17 protein-coding genes and 1 pseudogene are annotated in these 17,614 nt (G+C 72.1%); 10 read left to right on the forward strand and 8 right to left on the reverse strand.

Features of this window, described 5'->3' with window-relative positions; translation table 11 throughout:
- Positions 1–174 precede the first annotated feature (174 nt).
- From ACWD4B_RS02295 to ACWD4B_RS02310, 4 genes and pseudogenes are all read left to right on the forward strand, one after another.
- Positions 175–567: a rodlin gene (locus tag ACWD4B_RS02295; RefSeq protein ID WP_414166996.1), complete on the forward strand. Its 393-nt coding sequence runs from the start codon at positions 175–177 to the stop codon at positions 565–567.
- A gap of 264 nt (positions 568–831) precedes the next feature.
- A pseudogene (locus ACWD4B_RS02300) lies at positions 832–1,833 on the forward strand (chitinase); the annotation flags it as partial.
- 102 nt (positions 1,834–1,935) lie between these two features.
- Positions 1,936–3,138: a rod shape-determining protein RodA gene (gene rodA, locus ACWD4B_RS02305; RefSeq protein WP_451418982.1), complete on the forward strand. Its 1,203-nt coding sequence runs from the start codon at positions 1,936–1,938 to the stop codon at positions 3,136–3,138.
- A gap of 109 nt (positions 3,139–3,247) precedes the next feature.
- Complete coding sequence (locus tag ACWD4B_RS02310; protein ID WP_451418983.1) at positions 3,248–3,631, forward strand: hypothetical protein; 384 nt, start codon at positions 3,248–3,250, stop codon at positions 3,629–3,631.
- On the opposite strand, the gene ACWD4B_RS02315 is transcribed toward ACWD4B_RS02310, so the two are convergent.
- Positions 3,602–4,231 (reverse strand): rhomboid-like protein, encoded by a 630-nt coding sequence (locus tag ACWD4B_RS02315; RefSeq protein WP_451418984.1) that lies wholly within the window; start codon positions 4,229–4,231, stop codon positions 3,602–3,604. The two genes, ACWD4B_RS02310 and ACWD4B_RS02315, sit on opposite strands and share 30 nt — an antisense overlap.
- On the reverse strand, positions 4,232–5,089 hold the full coding sequence (locus tag ACWD4B_RS02320) for a DUF2127 domain-containing protein (RefSeq protein WP_451418985.1): 858 nt from the start codon (positions 5,087–5,089) through the stop codon (positions 4,232–4,234). It lies immediately after the preceding gene.
- Between the two features lie 253 nt (positions 5,090–5,342).
- On the opposite strand from ACWD4B_RS02320, the gene ACWD4B_RS02325 reads away from it, so the two are divergent.
- Positions 5,343–6,311 (forward strand): cytochrome c oxidase assembly protein, encoded by a 969-nt coding sequence (locus tag ACWD4B_RS02325; RefSeq protein ID WP_451419021.1) that lies wholly within the window; start codon positions 5,343–5,345, stop codon positions 6,309–6,311.
- A gap of 32 nt (positions 6,312–6,343) precedes the next feature.
- Here the strand turns inward: ACWD4B_RS02325 and ACWD4B_RS02330 are convergent, their stop codons facing one another.
- Together ACWD4B_RS02330 and ACWD4B_RS02335 are read right to left on the reverse strand one after the other, a co-directional pair.
- Entirely contained in the window at positions 6,344–7,297 is a 954-nt protein-coding gene (locus tag ACWD4B_RS02330) for a M56 family metallopeptidase (protein ID WP_451418986.1), read from the reverse strand.
- Positions 7,294–7,677 carry a BlaI/MecI/CopY family transcriptional regulator gene (locus ACWD4B_RS02335; protein ID WP_336412279.1) on the reverse strand — a complete coding sequence of 128 codons (384 nt, stop codon included), beginning with the start codon at positions 7,675–7,677 and terminating at the stop codon, positions 7,294–7,296. Before ACWD4B_RS02335 ends, ACWD4B_RS02330 begins: the two co-directional genes overlap by 4 nt.
- Before the next feature lie 91 nt (positions 7,678–7,768).
- Between ACWD4B_RS02335 and ACWD4B_RS02340 the strand changes: the two genes are divergently transcribed.
- Together ACWD4B_RS02340 and ACWD4B_RS02345 are read left to right on the forward strand one after the other, a co-directional pair.
- Entirely contained in the window at positions 7,769–8,473 is a 705-nt protein-coding gene (locus tag ACWD4B_RS02340) for a DedA family protein (RefSeq protein WP_451418987.1), read from the forward strand.
- Positions 8,474–8,490: 17 nt separating this feature from the next.
- On the forward strand, positions 8,491–9,132 hold the full coding sequence (locus tag ACWD4B_RS02345) for a phosphatase PAP2 family protein (RefSeq protein WP_451418988.1): 642 nt from the start codon (positions 8,491–8,493) through the stop codon (positions 9,130–9,132).
- Between the two features lie 159 nt (positions 9,133–9,291).
- On the opposite strand, the gene ACWD4B_RS02350 is transcribed toward ACWD4B_RS02345, so the two are convergent.
- From ACWD4B_RS02350 to ACWD4B_RS02365, 4 genes are all read right to left on the reverse strand, one after another.
- Positions 9,292–10,188, reverse strand: coding sequence for a polysaccharide deacetylase family protein (locus ACWD4B_RS02350; protein ID WP_336412283.1), 897 nt, complete (start codon positions 10,186–10,188; stop codon positions 9,292–9,294).
- Between the two features lie 225 nt (positions 10,189–10,413).
- Positions 10,414–11,493 (reverse strand): YncE family protein, encoded by a 1,080-nt coding sequence (locus tag ACWD4B_RS02355; RefSeq protein ID WP_451418989.1) that lies wholly within the window; start codon positions 11,491–11,493, stop codon positions 10,414–10,416.
- 118 nt (positions 11,494–11,611) lie between these two features.
- Positions 11,612–12,574: an isoaspartyl peptidase/L-asparaginase family protein gene (locus ACWD4B_RS02360; RefSeq protein ID WP_451418990.1), complete on the reverse strand. Its 963-nt coding sequence runs from the start codon at positions 12,572–12,574 to the stop codon at positions 11,612–11,614.
- Between the two features lie 60 nt (positions 12,575–12,634).
- On the reverse strand, positions 12,635–13,390 hold the full coding sequence (locus ACWD4B_RS02365; protein WP_336412286.1) for an SDR family oxidoreductase: 756 nt from the start codon (positions 13,388–13,390) through the stop codon (positions 12,635–12,637).
- Between the two features lie 374 nt (positions 13,391–13,764).
- Here ACWD4B_RS02365 and ACWD4B_RS02370 point away from each other — a divergent pair, with 374 nt between their 5' ends.
- The 3 genes from ACWD4B_RS02370 (at position 13,765) to ACWD4B_RS02380 (ending at position 17,560) form a co-directional block, all read left to right on the forward strand.
- On the forward strand, positions 13,765–14,970 hold the full coding sequence (locus ACWD4B_RS02370) for a serine hydrolase domain-containing protein (RefSeq protein ID WP_451418991.1): 1,206 nt from the start codon (positions 13,765–13,767) through the stop codon (positions 14,968–14,970).
- Between the two features lie 115 nt (positions 14,971–15,085).
- Complete coding sequence (locus ACWD4B_RS02375) at positions 15,086–16,444, forward strand: glutamine synthetase (RefSeq protein ID WP_451418992.1); 1,359 nt, start codon at positions 15,086–15,088, stop codon at positions 16,442–16,444.
- Positions 16,445–17,560 carry an amidohydrolase family protein gene (locus tag ACWD4B_RS02380; protein ID WP_451418993.1) on the forward strand — a complete coding sequence of 372 codons (1,116 nt, stop codon included), beginning with the start codon at positions 16,445–16,447 and terminating at the stop codon, positions 17,558–17,560.
- The last annotated feature ends 54 nt before the right edge of the window (positions 17,561–17,614 follow it).

The raw sequence follows: 17,614 nt of genomic DNA on the forward strand, positions 1-17,614 counted from the left end.
TCGCGATCCGTGGCCGAACGGCCCGGCCGGACACGCCGGATGGGACACGCTGCGCCGAACCGGTACGGAGGGCAATGGGGCGAATGAGTGAAAGTCCGGAACTTCTTAATTTGCCCGGAGTTACTCAGATCACTTCCCAGCGGGAAACGCTCGATCGATCGAAAGGCTAGAGAAGTGCTCAAGAAGGTACTCGCCACGGCGGCCCTGACGGCTACCGCGGTCGGCACGATGGCCGCCCCGGCGATGGCCATTGGCAACGACACCGACGTGGCCAACGCGAACGGCGCCAAGACCGGTTACGGCAACACCAAGACCGGGGGCCAGGAAAGCCCGCAGATGAGCCTGATCCAGGGCACGCTCAACAAGCCTTGCATCGCCATCGGCAAGGCCGAGATCCAGTCGGTCATCGGCCTCATCAACATCGGTCTCCAGGACATCCCGATCCTCACCTCGCAGCAGCAGCAGCAGTGCACCGACAACTCCACGATCAACGACGGCGACGACGCGCTGTCGCACATCCTGGACGAGATCCCGATCCTGTCGGGCAACGGCTCGGCCAACGGCTGACGGTCGCAGTAGTCGGACGGAACTCCCCCCGCTCCGGGTGTACGGGCACCCGGAGCGGGGGGATTCTTCTGCGCTCACGAAGATTCACCCCCGCGTCGTCGGACGCTCAACTCGTCCGCGCACACGATGTGTTCCACATCTTGACACCGCATTGGTCCGGTCCAACGATGTTCCCCGCACAAGAGCCCCCACCTCAGTGCACGACATCGGCCACCGGGAGCCTCCGTGAGACGACTCATATCCCTCCGCACCGTGACGGCCGCAGTGGCCACCACGGCCGCAACCGCAAGCCTGGTCCTGGGCGGCGGCAGCGGCACGGCACGGGCGGCCACGCCCTCGCTGCCGCCGCACGTCTTCGCGCCCTACTACGAGACCTACACGCCGGGAAGTCCCGCCGCGCTCTCCGCCCAGTCGGGGGCGAAGTACCTGACGCTGGCGTTCCTGCAGACCGAGGCCCGGGGTTCGTGCACCCCGTACTGGAACGGCGACACCAACAAGCCCGTGTCACAGGCCGTGTTCGGCTCCGACGTGAGCACCATCCGCGCGAACGGCGGCGACGTCATCCCGTCCCTCGGCGGATACGCCGCCGACAACGGAGGCACCGAACTCGCCGACAGCTGCACGGACGTCGACAGGATCGCCCAGGCCTACGAAAACGTGATCACCACCTACGGGGTGACCCGCCTGGACCTGGACATCGAGGACAACTCCCTGACCAACACGGCCGGAATCGACCGCCGCAACAAGGCCGTCAAGCAGGTGCAGGACTGGGCCGCGGGCACGGGCCGCGCCGTGCAGTTCTCCTACACCCTGCCGACGACCACGCACGGCCTGGCCGACAGCGGCCTCGCGGTCCTCGACAACGCCGTCTCCAACGGCACCCGCGTCGACGTCGTCAACATCATGACCTTCGACTACTACGACGGTGCGACGCACGACATGGCCGCCGACACCGTCTCGGCGGCCGACGGGCTGCACGACCAGCTGGCGCAGCTCTACCCGGACAAGTCCTCGGACGCACTGTGGGCCATGACCGGTGTGACGGAGATGCCGGGCATCGACGACTACGGGCCCGCCGAGACCTTCACCGTCCAGAACGCGGCCAAGGTGGCCGAATGGGCCGCCTCACACGGCGTCAACACCCTGTCGTTCTGGGCGCTCCAGCGGGACAACGGCGGCTGCCCGGGCACCAAGGGGTCGGACACCTGCTCCGGACTGCAGCAGGACACCTGGGACTTCAGCCACGCCTTTGCGCCCTTCACCAGCACGGACACATTTGAACGACAATAGTTTTAACGGTTGCGCAAGTCGTTAACTGTAGAGTCTGCCCCACCGCTTTGGCTGTTCCCCACGGCGAATCCGGAGGGCGTGACCGTGAGAACCTCGCTCGTGCATGCACAGGCCGCTGCCCGTCGGCCCGCCCTGCGGGCCTTCGGCCGTGCCTCGCCGCTGTGGCGCCTGGACTGGATCCTGCTGGGCGCCGTGGTGACGCTCGGCTCGATCGGCGGGCTGCTGACCTGGTCGGCCACCATGCACCGCGAGGACGTCACGGGCACGGACCCGCACACCTACCTCAAACGGCACCTGCTCAACCTGCTCATCGGGCTCGTCCTGTGCATCGCCCTCAGCATCGTGGACTACCGCCGGCTACGCGGCTACGCCCCGGTGTTCTACGGCGCCGCACTGCTCTTCCTCGCCACGGTGCTCACCCCGCTGGCGAGCACCATCAACGGCGCCCACTCGTGGATCGTGATCGGCGGCGGCTTCTCCCTGCAGCCCTCGGAGTTCGTCAAGCTCGCCCTGGTCGTGATGCTGGCGGCACTGCTGGCCGAGGCGAAGGACGCGCGCGACACACCCGCGCCGGGGCCGCGGCACATGCTGGCGGCCCTGGCCCTGTTCGGGGTGCCCGCCCTGGTCATCATGGCCAGCCACGAACTGGGCACCAGCCTGGTGCTGGCGGCGGTCACGGCGGGGATACTGTTCGCCGCCGGCGTCCCCGCCCGGTACCTGGCCGCGCTGGGGGGCGTGGCGGCGACCGTGGTCGCGGCCGTCTTCTCCCTGCATCTGCTCAGCGCCTACCAGTTGAACCGCTTCGCCGCCTTCGCCGATCCCGGGCTGGACCCGGGCGGTGTCGGCTACAACACCCACCAGGCCCGGATCGCCATCGGGGCCGGCGGGCTGGTGGGGCAGGGCCTCTTCCACGGCAACCAGACCAACGGCGGCTTCGTCCCCGAGCAGCAGACCGACTTCATCTTCACCGTCGCCGGCGAGGAGCTCGGCTTCCTCGGCGCGGGCGCCATCATCGCCCTGGTCGGCGTGGTGCTGTGGCGCGCGATGGTCATCGCCCGCCGGGCGGGGGACATGTTCGCCATGCTGCTCGCCGTCGGGGTCGTGTGCTGGCTGGCGTTCCAGTCCTTCGAGAACATCGGGATGACGCTGGGCATCATGCCCGTCGCCGGCATCCCGCTGCCGTTCGTCTCCTACGGAGGCTCGTCGATGTTCGCCGTCTGCGGGGCCGTCGGACTCCTGCAGTCCGTCCGGATCGACTCCAGACGGCCGCGCAGCGGTTAGCGTTCCACTCGGGGTGCAACGGTCTTGTGCAGTTCGTCGGGTGCGGGTTCGTTGCGGCTGGTCGCGCAGTTCCCCGCGCCCCTTCGGGGCGCCTGGTGAAAGGACACGCATGCGGCACGTACTGGTCGCCGTCGTGGTGGTGGTTCTGGCGGCGGCGCCTGCCGCTGCCAAGGGGGCCATGGAGATCAGCGCCGCCGCGCACACCGTGCGCTCCGGTCAGGCCGTGCGGGTCAGCGGTGCGGGCGACGACGACGCGGCGCACTATCTGCAGGCCTGCGTCGAGGAGCGCGACGGCGGCCAGGAGGCCTGGCGCATCGTGTCGTGCGGCAACCCGGCGAGCTCGGGCGCGGGGGCCAGGGTCGACACCCGCATCACGCCGCAGCGGCGCGGGATGATGCAGTTCCGGGGCGTGCTGTACAGGATGGCCGACCCCGACGACAGGCACCCCAGTGTGCTGCGGACCTCACCCGTCACCACGGTCCGGGTGCGCTGACAACCAGGGGCTGCGGGCGGCCAGGACGCCGAGGCCGAGGGCCACGAGGTGGCCCGCGTCGGCCAGTTCGTGGTCGACGGTCCAGGCGATCGTGAGCGCCGCGGTGAGCAGGCCGAGCCCGTAGCGCCGCGACCGTTCACTGCCGACGGCGAGCAGGCAGGCGACGGTGGCCACCAGCCCGTAGCTGATGCCCACGTCCCGGGCCCGGCTGAGGGCGCCCGGGAGGTGGGCCAGGCGCATCAGCCACATGGCGCCCTCGGTGAGCAGGGTCGCCACGAGGTGGCCGAAGAGGAAGATGCCCATCCCGCGCAGCGTGCCCCAGCGCCACTCGGCCAGGCCCACGGCCGTGGCCACCGCGCCGATGCCCAGCAGCGCGGGGACGCCGTCCACGACGAGCCCGCTGGCGAGCAGGGTCCACCACTTGCCCACCTTCAGGTGGTGCACATTGCTGCTGATGTGCCGTATGAACCGCGCCTGCCCGGATCTGGACTCGGTGGCCATCCAGCCGGCGGTGGCCAGCAGCACGGCCACGTACACCGTGGTCGCGGGCAGCCGCCGCAGCAGGTCCGCCGGGCGGCGCTCCGCTCGCTGCACCGTCATTCAGGAACCGTTCCGCACCGGGCCCGGGTGGACCCGTTCCAGGGCCTCCCAGCCCATGTCGCGCTCGCGCGCGGCCTCCTCCGCGCGCCCGCCGCCGCGCACCCCGAACAGCCGCTTGGCGAACAGCAGGTAGACCAGGACCGCGACGTTGATCAGCAGGGTGAGGATCTTCGTGGCGCTGATGTGCCCGGTGAGCTCGTAGATCTCGGGCGCGAGCAGCACGGCCGTCGCCACGAAGGTGAGGTACTCGGCCCACCGCTTCGCCAGCCAGAGGCCGATCGCCTCGATCCCTTCGAGCAGCGCGTACGCCGCGACGACCGCACCGACCACCCAGAGCGTGGAGGTGTGGGCGGCGAAGGCCTTGTCCAGGTCGCCCAGGAAGCCGTGGCGGCCGGTTCCACTCGGGCCGCCGACGCCGTTCTGCACGGCGTCGATGATCCGGTAGAACGGGCCCCGCAGCCGCTCCCGTTCGCGCGCGAAGGCGAAGACGGCGACGGCCAGCACGCCGAGGACCAGGAAGTGCACCAGCCGGTCGACGGCGATGAGCCGCAGGACGTAGCGGTCGCGCAGCGGGCGGCCGCGCAGCGGGAGTTCGATCGTGTGCCGCTCCGGCACGGTCTGCGCCGTGGGGCGGTCCGGGGCCGGCAGCGGCAGCCAGGCGTCGCAGCGCAGGCAGCGGTGCCAGCGCATCCCGTCGGCCGTCTCGCGCACCAGCAGCGCGTCCCCGGGACTCACCTGTGCGGCGTCGGTGCCGACGAGGCTGTGCCCGTGCAGGCCGCACCCGATCAGCTCGTACTGCAGCCGGCGCTTCTTGTGCCGTACCCCCGGAGCGGGCACCGGTCCCTGCTCGTGCGTCACCTGTTCGTCCTCCTCCCGGTGCACGCCCCCGCGTCGCACCCCCGACTCATGCTCCCGCGCCCGTTCGGGGACTTGACCAAACTTCACCACCAGGGGGTGTTTCCATGGTTTCTCCTTGGTGTGAACTTGGCCGAATACAGCCATTTCTTGTGCGTTGGCAAAGAGAACGAACCCGCCGAGTGATCCTTTTTCGCCGCCCCTACGCTGAACGTCCGTGGCAGTGGCAAACCTTCCTGAGCTCACGCCCGGGCGCATGCTCGGGACGTGGCAGGCCGATCCGTTCGGACTCGCGGCCGTCGTCGTGCTGGGCGGGCTGTACGCGTGGGGCGTCGTCAGGCTGACGCGGCGCGGGGAGCGCTGGCCGGTCGCCCGGACTCTCGCCTTCGCGGTGCTGGGCCTGGGGACGACGGCCGTCGCGACCATGTCCGCGCTCGCGGTGTACGACCGGGTGCTGTTCTGGCCCGCCGCCGTGCAGAACATCCTGCTCGACCTGATCGCCCCGCTGGGCCTGGCCCTCGGCGACCCGCTGGCGCTGGCCCGGCGGGCGCTGCCCGCACGGTCCGGGGAGCGGCTGGAGCGGGCGCTGCGCAGCCGGCCGGTGCGCACGCTGACCTTCCCGGTGCTCAGCACGGTGCTGGTCCTGGCCAGCGAGCTGAGCATCTACTTCACCCCGTACTTCGAGGCCGCCCTGCGGCACGAGGCCGTGCACCAGGTGATGTACCTGCAGCTCGTACTGACCGGGTGCCTCTTCGTGCTGCCGATGCTCTCGCACGAGGAGATGCTGCCCCCGTGGTGCGGGCATCCGGTGCGGGCGCTGTTCGTCTTCGTCGACGGGCTCGTCGACGCGGTGCCGGGCATCGTCGTGATGACCAGTAGCACGCTGATCGCGGGCGGCTGGTACCGGGCGCACGCGCCGGAGTGGGGGCCGGGGGCCGAACGGGACCAGGCGATCGGGGGCGGGCTGATGCTCACGATCGCGGAGCTGGTGGGGCTGCCGTTCCTGATCGCGGTGTTCGTGGAGTGGGTGCGCGCGGAGCGCGGCACCACGGCGGCGCTGGACCGGAGGCTGGACGAGGAACTGGCCGCCGCGGCCGCGCCGCAGCCCGCGGTGGCCGGTGACAACGCCGAGGCGGCCGAGGCGGCAGCGCCCGAGATGATGCGGCCGTGGTGGGAGACCGACCAGGGCGCGATCGGGGAACGGTTCCGGCGGGGACAGGGCTGAGCGGGTCCGGGGTGTGAGCCCCGGATCCGTTTTCATGTGCCCTGCGGGCCGGCGTGCTGCGCGGTCTCGATGTTGTCGTGCAGGTCGTTCGTCGCATCCGCAGCCGCGGCGCCGGAGGCGAGGAGGCAGGCGGCCAGCAGGAGCGCCACGGCCCGCGCCGTGCGGCCCGCCGGGATGGCGCGGGTCGCGGCGGGAGCCGCCAGGAGGGCCGCGACGCGGCGGGGTACGGGGCCCGCCGTCGCGGTCAGGGCCGTCGCGGGGCGGTGGCGGGACGGGGCCGCGGAGGCGGCCAGGGCCGCGCGGCCGACCGCGCGGGCGGCCAGGCTGCGGTCGCCGACCGCGGTGGCGGCCGCCTCGTCCGCCCAGCGCTCCAGTTGGAAGGCCAGCGGCGCGCGCAGCGCACGCAGGGCCGGATGCAGGCACCCGGCGAGCTCCGCGCAGAGCAGCAGCAGATGGTGCCGCCCGGCGAGGTGGGCGCGTTCGTGGGCCAGCAGCACCGCACGCTCATCGGCGTCCAGGCTGCGCAGCATCCCCGCGGTGACGACGACCCGGCCGGGCCGGCCGGGCAGGGCGTAGGCGTCCGCGGCCTCGTCGGGCAGCACCGTCAGGTCGCCCGCGCTGGAGCGGCCCGCCGCCTCCGCCCCGGCGCGCAGCAGCTGCCGGACGTGGCGCAGCAGGGTGCGGGCGGTGTCCGCGGTCACGGCGAGGGCGGCCGCGGTCGCGGCCAGCCCGAGCGGGACGGCGAAGGCGGGGTCGTGCGGCAGCAGGGCCACCCTGACGTGGCCGAGCGCGGCCACGAAGGGCAGGTGCAGCAGCGCGGCCACGGTCAGCAGGGCCAGCGCCGCGGCGGCGAACGCCCCCAGGGCGGCCGCGGAGGCGGCCAGCAGCAGGGCCGCGGCGCGCGGCGGCAGCAGTCCCGCCAGCCTGCGGGCGGCGGGAACCGCGAGGAAGGGCGCGAGCAGCGGCGCCCAGACGGCCCAGATCATCCCGGCTCCCCGGAGCCGTGGGCCCGGCGCAGCAGGTCGCGCAGGAGCGCCTCGTCGTCGGTGGAGAGCCGGGAGACGAAGCGGGCGAGCACGCCGGGCCGGTCGGCCTCCTTGTCCAGCTCGCTGTGCATGCGGTGGGCGGCGAGGGCGGCGTGGTCCTCGACGGCCGGGCTGTACGCGTAGGCGCGCCCGCTGCGGATGCGCCGCACGGTTCCCTTGTCGTGGAGCCGGGCCAGGATCGTCGCCACCGTCGTGCGGGCCAGCGGGCCGCCGAGCGCCAGCTGGACCTCGGGCGGGGTCAGCGGGCCGTCGGCCGCCCAGAGTGCGGAGAGCACTGCGGCCTCGAGTTCGCCCGCCGGGCGGCGTATGGACTCGGTCACGGGAACCGCTCCCTCCCTGGAATCGTCTACAGTCACGTAGACCGTCTACGGGATTGTAGACAGTCGGGGCCGTTCGGCCCTGTCCTCGATTATGGGAGGCCTCGCGCTCGTGCCCGCACCCCCCGCGGCCACCTTGGCCGTCAATGTCCTGGATGCGTCCTCGCTGCTGGCGGCCTTCGGGGCGCTCGGCATCGCCGTCGTCCTCTTCGCGGAGACGGGGCTGCTCGTCGGCTTCTTCCTGCCCGGCGACTCACTGCTGTTCACCGCCGGCCTGCTGTGCCGGCCGGGAGCGCACTCCGGACCGCACCTGGACCTGGTGCAGGTGCTGGCCGCGGCCGTCGTCGGGGCGCTGGCCGGTGCCCAGTGCGGTTACGTGCTCGGCAGGCGCGGCGGCCGGACGCTGCTCTCCCGCTCCCGCAACAAGCGCCTGCACGAGGGCGTGGAGCGGGCCGAGGAACTGCTGGGCAGGTACGGACACGCCCGCGCGATCGTGCTGGCGCGCTTCGTGCCCGTGGTGCGCACCGTGCTCAATCCGCTGGCCGGGGCACTCGGCATCGCCCCCCGGACGTTTGCGGTGTGGCAGGTGGCCGGAGGTACGGTCTGGACGGTCGGGCTGGTCCTGGGCGGTTACGGACTGGGCTCGGCCATTCCGAACGTGGACCGCTACCTGCTCCCCGTCGTCGGCGTTGTAGTGCTGCTGTCACTGCTGCCGGTCGGCATCGAGTTGCTGCGCGGCCGCCGCCGGGCCGCAGCCGGGGCGGCGTCGGCCGCCTCGGGGAGCACGGACGGACAGTAACGACAGAAATGACGGGAATGACTGCGACAACCATCGGTTTGGCGGCGGGCACTGCGCCTGCCTTCGACGGCTCGGGTATCGACGGCAGCCTCTACACGGACGTCACCGAGGAGGCCCGGCACGCCCCCGCGGTACTGAACGATGCCATCTCCGCCTGGACCTCCTACGGCCTGGCCCTGTTCGCCGTGCTGATGCTCCTGGCCTGGTGGCGCGCGCGGCGGCTGGACGCCCCGGTGATGGCCCGGGCCCTGGCGGTGCCCGTGGTGGTGGTCGCCGTGTTCGGGGTCGACATGGTGCTGAAGACACTGGTGCAGGAGGACCGGCCGTGCCGGTCCCTGCCCGGCAGCTTCACACTGGAGGCCTGCCCCGCGCCGGGCGACTGGTCCTTCCCCAGCAACCACTCGGTGATCGCCTTCTCCGCGGCGGCGGCCCTGTGGATGATCGACCGCAGGCTCGGGGCGATCGGACTGCTCGCGGCCGTGGCGATGGGCTTCTCCCGGGTGTGGGTGGGCGCCCACTACCCGCACGACGTCGTCGCAGGCGCGCTGGTCGGCATCGTCCTGGCACCGATCCTGACCCTGCTGGCGACGCGGGCCGCGCCCTGGGTCGAACGGGCACGCGGCGGACCGCTGCGGCCTCTGCTGACCGCCGCGGTGTAAACACGGCGCCCCGAAGGGGCGCGGGGAACTGCGCGACCAGCCACGACGCACCCTCAGACGGAGCTCCCGGGGCTGCGCCCCGGACCCCTGGGGTGGGGTGCGTCGGCTGCAGACCGTCCGTGGCTGGTCGCGCGGTTCCCCGCGCCCCTTCGGGGCACTTCAGCACTGCAGCGGATAGGGCACCCGGTCGCCGACCGGGCCGGTGTTGCGGCACAGGTGGTAGCCCTGGTCGTGGAGGTCGCCGATGATGCCGGGCAGGGCGTCGGGGAAGTTGCTGAAGAGGTGGCCGAGGATCACGCCGTTGTGCTTCTCCTCGGGGGTGGCGTTGCGCACGTTGGTCCGGATGGCGTCCACGCTCGTGAAGTTGCCGCCCGGCTTCTCCCAGTCGTGGGTGTCGATGGTCCAGTTGCAGATCCGGTAGCCCATGTCGGCGGCGACGTCCTGCTCCCGCTCCCCGGCGTCCCCGTAGGGCGGGCGGAGCACATTGCTGGGCAGGCCGCCGGTGATCTCGTCCTTCAGGGCCTGGTCGGAGAGCGAGGTCAGCTTCGCGTGCGAGAAGGAGTGGTTGGCCACCCAGTGCCCCTGCTGCCGCAGGGTGGCGACGATCTGCGGGTACCTGGCGGCGAACTGGTTGATCAGGAAGAAGGCGGCGCGGATGCCCTGCGACTGCAGCTGCGCCCCGACGCGCACGGCGCGGTCCGGGTCGTTGTAGGCCCAGTCGTCCAGGGTCAGCAGGACCCGGTTGGAGGTGTTGCCGCAGCGTTCACGGTCGTAGACGCCGTCCGGCTCCGCGGCGTTCTGGTCCGAGCCGTTGCGGGGGGCGTCGTCCGGACCGCCCGTCCTGCGTATGCCGGCCGCCCGCTGGGCGTTGCGCCCGGTGCAGGAGGCTCCCGGGCCCTTCTTGCCGCACTCCGGCGGCGGGTCGTCCAGCGAGGTGGCCGCGAACGCGGAGCAGGTGACCAGCACGGTGAAGGCGGCGGCCGATTTCACCGGCGGGCGCCGGCGGCGCCGGTGCCGTCCGCTGCCTCTCCGAAGGGCTGCACGGTATCCGGACATGCGCGACTCCTCACGGGTGACGGACCGCCAGGCGCACGATCCGCACCGCACCCGGGGCGCCCGGGCACGGACGGGGCGCCGTGCCCGGGCAGACACACCGAGCAGATTGGGTGATCTTCGCCCCCACACTCCCGGCAGCCGGGGCCCCGCGCAACCGCGGGCCCGTGCGTCGCTGGGCCGCCCGGGTGGCTTGTTCGGCGTGTCGGGTGACAAGGCGACAAATCGTCAGGCAGCGGTCCCGGGCTGCGCGGCGGCGGGGATGTACGCGAGGCCGTGGGCCCCGGCCTCGCCCTTGCGGTCGACGTCGAGGGTGGCGAGCACGCACAGGTCCACCAGGTCGACCACGGTCACGGTCGAGGACAGCACGGCGGAGACGTAGGCGCGGGTGCCGTCCGGGGACGAGGTGATCGTCAGGGGGAACCGGCCGACGGGGACCTGCCCGGCGGGCTCGAGGGTGCCGGGTGCGAAATAGGTGAGCACGCCGTCGGTCTGCGCCCCCAGGACACCGCCCTCCCCCGGCGCCATGCGCAGCTCGCCCGCGAGGAGCGCGCCGGTCGCCGTGGTGTGGACGGGGAAGACGATGCCCTCGGTGGGGAGGGTGCGGACGACCTCGGCGGTGGCGGTGTCGACGACCCGGATGCCCGGCTGCACGGCGGGCGGGGAGCCGAAGCCGCCCTTGGGGACGGCGATGTAGGCGTGGGCCCCGTCCCGCGAGACGTCCAGTCCCTCGCTTCCGGCCACGGGGATCCGGCCGGTGAAGGCGTCGCGCTCCAGGTCCACGACGGAGACGAACGGCGCCTCCTTGTTCGTCGCGTACCCCCGGCGCCCGTCCGGGGTGACCGCGAACCAGTGCGGGCCGTCGGCCATGACCGGGATCCGGCCGATCCGCTTCCGGGTGCGGGTGTCGAAGACGAGCACGCCGCCGGGGGCGTCCGCGGTCGCCTCGACGCTGACGTAGAGCCGGCAGCGGGCGCGGTCGAGGGCCAGGCCGTGCGGCGCGTGGTCGGGGGCGGTGTCCAGGGTGTCCACGACCGTACGGGTGGCGACGTCGATGACGCTGACCTGCCGGGCGCGGCCCTTGTGGGCGCCGTAGTAGCCGGAGACGTACGTACTGGCGCAGTAGAGCACGCGCTGGTCGGGGTCGAAGCACAACTCGTGGGGTTCGGCGGGGACTTCGACGACATCCAGCAGCTGATGGGTGGCGGCGTCGAAGAAGGTGACGGTCGGTCCGGTCTGGCTGGCGACGGCCAGCAGGTCGCGGCCGGGTGCGGAAGTGGTGCCGTTCTGCGGCGTGTTGGAGGTCATGCAGTCATCTTCGGCCGCAGGGAGGCATGACTCCAGTGCAAGATAGGCAAGCGAGGATTGTGCTGAACTCAAATGACCAGGCAGAGCGGTGACTTCACATCCCGGCAGATGACCTGTGTCACACGGGCGACTCGTCGGGGAACACCCGCGTGACGACCGTGCCGTCCCGCGTCACATGGCCGTGCACCATGCCCTGACTGCTGTACGGAGCCGCCAGCGCGCCGCGGGCGTCCAGGGCGATGACCCCGCCCGTGCCGCCCAGCGGCGGCAGCCGTTCCATGACGACCTCGTACGCGGCCGATGCAACGTCCCTGCCCCCGAACTCCATCAGGTGCACCACGGTCACGGCCGCCGCGCCGCGCAGGAAGCCCTCGCCCTTGCCCGTGGCGCTCACGGCGGCCATGCCGTTCTGCGCGTACGTACCGGCTCCGATGACGGGCGAATCCCCCACGCGACCGGCCTGCTTGCCGGTCATGCCCCCGGTCGACGTCGCCGCGGCGAGGCCCTGTGCGTCGTCGAGGGCAACGGCGCCCACGGTGCCGGTGATGCTGTGGTCCGCCGCCGCCCCCGCCTTCGCCTTCGCCTTCATCAGCTCGTCCCAGCGCTTCTGCGTCCGGAAGTAGCCCTGGGTCACGGGCGGCAGGCCGCTGCGCTCGGCGAACTCGTCGGCGCCGCGCCCCGCGAGCATCACATGGCTCGTCCGCTCCATCACCAGGCGGGCCGCGGAGACGGGGTTGCGCACGTGCCGTACGCCCACGACCGCCCCGGCGGCCAGGTCCGTGCCGCGCATGACGGAAGCGTCGAGCTCGTGCGCGGCGTCCTCGGTGAACACCGAGCCACGGCCCGCGTTGAACAGTTCGCCATCCTCCAGCACGCGCACCGCCGCCTCGACGGCGTCCACGCTGCTGCCGCCGCGGCGCAGCGCCGCGCAGCCGGCCTGCAGGGCCTCGGCCAGCCCTGTGCGGTAGGCCCGTTCGGTCCGGGCGTCGGTGGCCTCGCGGCACAGGGCGGCGCCCGCGCCCCCGTGCACGGCGAGGACGACATCGCGGGCGTCGGGTCGGCGAGTTGCAGCAGGGCGCATACCTCGACCCTGGACACCGCGCACCGCGGTGTCCATACGGCATTCGCGCCAGGTGCGGGATCAGCGGGTGGTGTAGCCGCCGTTGACGAAGAGGGTCTGCCCGTTGAGCCACCAGCCGTCGGTGAGCAGGAACTTCACGTACGGCACGATGTCCTCGATCTTCGTCAGCTCGCCGTTCATGGACGAGGACTTGTGGAACGCGACGGAGTCGTCGCTCTCGGCGGGGTAGAAGAACGAGGTGTCCATCGGGCCCGGCGCGATGTTGTTGACCGAGATGTTGCGGCCGAACAGCTCCTTGGACAGGGCGCGCGTGAAGTGCTCGACGGGCGACTTGCTGCCCGCGTACACGGAGTAGAGGCCGGTGTAAGCGGCGAGCAGCGAGGTGACGATGGTGACGATCTTGCCGCCGTCCTCCATCCGCTTGGCCGCCTCCTGCATCATGAAGTACGCGGCCTTGGAGTTGACGGCGAACATCCGGTCGTATTCCTCTTCGGTGACCTCCGTCATCGGCTTCTTGATCACCATGCCGGCGGTGTTCACCATGCAGTCGACCTTGTCGAAGGCGCCGACCGCCACCTCGAAGAGCCCCTCGACCTCGGACACCTTGGTCAGGTCGGCCTCGTGGACGATCGCTTCGCCGCCCGCAGCCTTGACGGCCTCGGCGGTGCGCTGCGCGCCGTCCTTGGAGGACGGGCTGTTGTAGTGGACGACCACCTTGGCGCCGTCCGCTGCGACTTCCTTCGCGATGAGGCTGCCGAGGTTCCTCGATGCGCCGCCGATGACGACGACCTTGTCCTTGAGCGTGTGCGTGGGCATGTGCCCCTCCTCGAAGAGGGTGACGACGAGGGCAGGCCCACCCTATGGGCACATATCGGGATCTGCATGTCCGCGTACGCGCCGGCGGGCGGACCCCACCGCCCGCCGGCCGCCCCCACCCTCCCGGGACGCGGAACACCCCTGGGGCCGTCTGCGGCACCCCCGAGCCGCATACACCTAGCGTAGTCGACCGATTACCTTGGGTGCATTCCACCGAAAGAGTGAGTTACCGAAGCGGAGTCCGGCTGCGCCACGGCACCCATGGCCGGATCTCGCGCCTGCTCCGAATCCCGCTCAACCCGCGGGCAGTTGGCCGTGTCTGCTGTAACGGCACACCCACGTGTCACCGTGATCGGAGAGGCAGGACCGCATCGATGCGCAAACAGACCGTACGCAGAGCCCTGGCCGCAGCAGTGGTGTCCGCAGCGCTGACCGCCACCACCCTGACCACCACGGCCTCGGCCGCGCCGGCCGGCTCGCACGACGCCACCCAGGCCGCGATGGACGCCCAGGTCGCGGCCGGTGTGCCGGGAGTCCTCGGGGAGACCCGGAACGGCCGGGACGTCTGGCACGGCTCCTCCGGCGTCGCCGACCTCACCACGCACCGCCCGCGCCTCGCCCAGGACCGCTTCCGGGTCGGCAGCATCAGCAAGGCCTTCACCTCGACCGTCCTGCTGCAGTTGGAGAGCGAGGGCAGGATCGACCTCGACGACACCGTCGAGCACTGGCTGCCGGGCGTGGTCGACGGCAACGGCAACGACGGCAGCCGCATCACCGTCCGCCAAGTCCTCAACCACACCAGCGGGATCTACAACTACACCGAGGATCCCGCCATGCTCACCCGGATCTCGAAAGACTTCCTCAAGGATCGCTACGACACGTACACGCCACAGCAGTTGGTGGACATCGCCGTGGCCCACCCGCCGTACGCCGCACCCGGCGAGAAGTGGCACTACTCCAACACCAACTACATCATCGCCGGGATGATCGTCGAAAAGGTGACCGGCCGCTCCTACGCCACCGAGATCCGCGAGCGCATCATCAGGCCCCTGCACCTGAACGGCACCACGCTCCCCGGCACCTCGCCCCGAATGCCCCGCCCGCACGGCCGGGCCTACAGCAAGCTCCTGGACACGAAGCCCGACGCGAAGATCTATGACGTGACCGAGCTCAACCCCTCCTGGGGCGGGTCCGCGGGCGAGATCATCTCCACCACCGACGACCTCAACCGCTTCTACCGCGCCCTGCTCGGCGGCAAGCTGCTGCCGGAGAAGCAGCAGCAGGAGCTGACGACCACCGTGCCCACGGACGAGAAGAACCTCGGGCGCTACGGGCTCGGCGTCTCCTCCGCCACGCTCCCCTGCGGAAAGGTCCTCTGGTTCCACGGCGGCGGCATCCACGGCTCGACCTCCATGGCCGCCTCCAGCGCGGACGGCCGCCACACCGCCGCGTTCAACTTCAACGGCGACTGGACGGGTGACACCACCGGCATGCTCCTGGCCGAGTACTGCGGCACGACGAAAACGGCCGACGCCGGCGCGGCGCGCAGCGCCCTGAACCGGCTCGCCGCACTGCGCTGACCCCGGCGACGGGCGGCACGGGCCGACGGGCGACACCGCCCGTCGGCCCGCTCCATGTGTAATCGGAGAAGTGACGGTCCAGAATCTCTGGGCGGAGTGTTGCGGAGGAGCCGGTATGCAGAGAGCACAGCGGGAGCGGGCGGAGTCGGCGGCACGCCAGGAGGCCGCCCAGCTCACCGCGCAGGACGTGCACGGTGTCGCCCTCACCTGGGTCGACAACTCGGGCCTGACGCGGGTCAAGGCCGTCCCCGTCTCCCGGCTCGCGCACACCGCCCGGTGGGGCGTGGGCATGTCGCCGGTCTTCGACGTCTACCTCACCGACGACTCCTCCGTCATGAGCCCCCACATCGGCGGCCCCGACGGGGACCTGCGGCTCTTCCCCGACCTGGACCGGCTCACCCTGCTGGCCGGGCAGCCGGGCTGGGCCTGGGCGCCCGTCGACCGGTACGAGCAGGACGGCCGCCCGTACGCCGCATGCCAGCGGCAGTTCGCGCGCCGGATGACCGACCGCGCGGCGGAGCGCGGACTGCGGCTGAGCATGGGCTTCGAGACCGAATGGGTCGTCACCCGCGCCGGTGCACCGGGCCCCGGGCCGGCCTACGCGGGCACCGGCCCCGCCTACAGCATGGCGCGGATGGTGGAGCTCTCGGACTACCTGCGCGACCTGCTCGAAACCTTCGCGGCACAGAGCGTCGACGTGCTGCAGCTCCATCCCGAGTACTCCCCCGGGCAGTTCGAGGTCTCCGTCGCCCCCGCCGACCCGGTGGGCGCGGCCGATCTCGTGGTCCTCGTCCGCGAGACGATCCGGGCGGTGTCCGCCCGGCACGGCCTGGACGCCGGCTTCGCGCCCGTGGTCGAGGTGGGCAAGGTCGGCAACGGCGCGCACCTGCACCTCAGCCTCTGGGAGGACGGCCGGAACCTGTGCCGGGGCGGGGACGGCCCGTACGGCATGACGAAGGTGTGCGAGTCCTTCCTCGCCGGGGTGCTCGCCGAGCTGCCCGCCCTGATGCTCCTCGGAGCCCCGTCGCCCGCCAGCCACCTGCGGCTCGAACCCTCGCGCTGGGCAGGGGTGTTCCAGTGCTGGGGGCTGGAGAACCGGGAGGCCGCCCTGCGTTTCATCACCGGCGACCCGGACCACGCCTCGGGCGCCAACGCCGAGGTCAAATGCTTCGACGCGGCCGCCAACCCGTACCTGGTGGCCGGCGCCGTGACGGCCGCCGGGCTCGCCGGCATGGACGCGGCGCTGACCCTGCCGCCGCCCGTCGCGGGCGACCCCGTCGCCGCGGCGGGGCAGCAGCGCCTGCCGGCCACGCCGGACGAGGCACTGGAGCACTTCGAACGCTCGTCACTGCTGCGCGAGACCCTGGGCGAACCGCTGTTCCAGGCCATCCTCGCCGTGCGCCGCGCGGAGGCGGAACAGTACGCCGGCGCCGCCCCGCAGGACATCGCCGACGCCGTCCTCCGGCGGTACTGAATGACCACGCCGCGCCTGTCCCCCCTGGTGGACCAGCACTGTCACAGCGTGCTCCGCGACGACCCCACCGCGGACACCTTCGCCGCGTACCTGACCGAGTCCGACGCACCCCCCGCGCCCGGCACGACCCACCTCGACACCCAGCTCGGCTTCGCGGTACGCCGCTGGTGCCCGCCGCTGCTCGGCCTCGAACCGCACTGCCCGCCCGGCCACTACCTCGACCGCAGGCGGGAATTGGGTGCCCACGAGGTCAACCGCCGGCTGCTGGGGTCCACCGGGATCACCGACTACTTGATGGACACAGGTCTGGACGGCGGCCTGCTGGACCTGACCGGGTTCGCGGCGGCCGGCGGCGCCGCCGTCCACGAGATCGCCCGGCTGGAGAGCCTGGCGGAGCGCACGGCCGACACGGCCGGCAGCGCCGAGGCCTTCGCCGACGGCCTGGCCGACGTCGTCCGGGAGGCGGCCCGCACCGCCGTGGGCTTCAAGTCCATCGCCGCGTACCGCCACGGCCTCGACCTCGACCCCGGTCCCCCGTCCGGGGCCGAGGTCCGCGCAGCGGCCGGCCGCTGGCTCGGCAGCCGTGCGCCGGGCGGGCGCCTGACCGACCCCGTCCTGCTGCGGCACCTGCTGTGGTCGGCCGCGGAGACCGGGCTGCCGCTCCAGCTGCACACCGGGTTCGGCGACCCGGACCTGCGGCTGCACCGCTGCGACCCGCTGCTGCTCACCGACTTCATCCGGGCGGTGCGCCCCACGGGCTGCTCGGTGGTGCTCCTGCACGGCTACCCGTACCTGCGCAGCTCGGGATACCTCGCCCACGTGTACCCGCACGTGTACGCCGACGTCGGGCTGTCCCTGAGCTACACCGGGGCCCGGGCGCGCGCGGTCCTGGCCGAGGCGCTGGAGCTGACGCCCTTCGGCAAGCTGCTGTTCTCCACCGACGCCCACGGCCTGCCCGAACTGTTCGTCGTCGGCACCGAGCTCTTTCGCCGGGGGCTGACGGGCCTGCTGGCCGAGTGGACGGCGGAGGGAGCCTGGTCCGCGGCCGACGCCGAGCGGGTGGCGGCCATGGCCGGCGGCGGCAACGCCCGGCGTCTGTACGGCCTGGACGGCTGACGGGCGCACGCCGTCGTTCGGGTGAAGCTTCCGCCGAACGGCCCTGCCCGGCCG

It is taken from the genome of Streptomyces sp. NPDC002536 (assembly GCF_053594995.1).

What these genes read in the sequence shown, in the direction of transcription:
- ACWD4B_RS02380 (WP_451418993.1), top strand. Translation starts at nt 16,445, where the DNA reads ATGACCACGCCGCGCCTGTCCCCCCTGGTGGACCAGCACTGTCACAGC.
- ACWD4B_RS02350 (WP_336412283.1), bottom strand. Translation starts at nt 10,188, where the DNA reads ATGTCCGGATACCGTGCAGCCCTTCGGAGAGGCAGCGGACGGCACCGG.
- ACWD4B_RS02355 (WP_451418989.1), bottom strand. Translation starts at nt 11,493, where the DNA reads ATGACCTCCAACACGCCGCAGAACGGCACCACTTCCGCACCCGGCCGC.
- ACWD4B_RS02370 (WP_451418991.1), top strand. Translation starts at nt 13,765, where the DNA reads ATGCGCAAACAGACCGTACGCAGAGCCCTGGCCGCAGCAGTGGTGTCC.
- ACWD4B_RS02365 (WP_336412286.1), bottom strand. Translation starts at nt 13,390, where the DNA reads ATGCCCACGCACACGCTCAAGGACAAGGTCGTCGTCATCGGCGGCGCA.
- ACWD4B_RS02360 (WP_451418990.1), bottom strand. Translation starts at nt 12,574, where the DNA reads ATGCGCCCTGCTGCAACTCGCCGACCCGACGCCCGCGATGTCGTCCTC.
- ACWD4B_RS02330 (WP_451418986.1), bottom strand. Translation starts at nt 7,297, where the DNA reads ATGATCTGGGCCGTCTGGGCGCCGCTGCTCGCGCCCTTCCTCGCGGTT.
- ACWD4B_RS02375 (WP_451418992.1), top strand. Translation starts at nt 15,086, where the DNA reads ATGCAGAGAGCACAGCGGGAGCGGGCGGAGTCGGCGGCACGCCAGGAG.
- ACWD4B_RS02310 (WP_451418983.1), top strand. Translation starts at nt 3,248, where the DNA reads ATGCGGCACGTACTGGTCGCCGTCGTGGTGGTGGTTCTGGCGGCGGCG.
- ACWD4B_RS02340 (WP_451418987.1), top strand. Translation starts at nt 7,769, where the DNA reads ATGGGAGGCCTCGCGCTCGTGCCCGCACCCCCCGCGGCCACCTTGGCC.
- ACWD4B_RS02315 (WP_451418984.1), bottom strand. Translation starts at nt 4,231, where the DNA reads ATGACGGTGCAGCGAGCGGAGCGCCGCCCGGCGGACCTGCTGCGGCGG.
- ACWD4B_RS02325 (WP_451419021.1), top strand. Translation starts at nt 5,343, where the DNA reads ATGCTCGGGACGTGGCAGGCCGATCCGTTCGGACTCGCGGCCGTCGTC.
- ACWD4B_RS02345 (WP_451418988.1), top strand. Translation starts at nt 8,491, where the DNA reads ATGACTGCGACAACCATCGGTTTGGCGGCGGGCACTGCGCCTGCCTTC.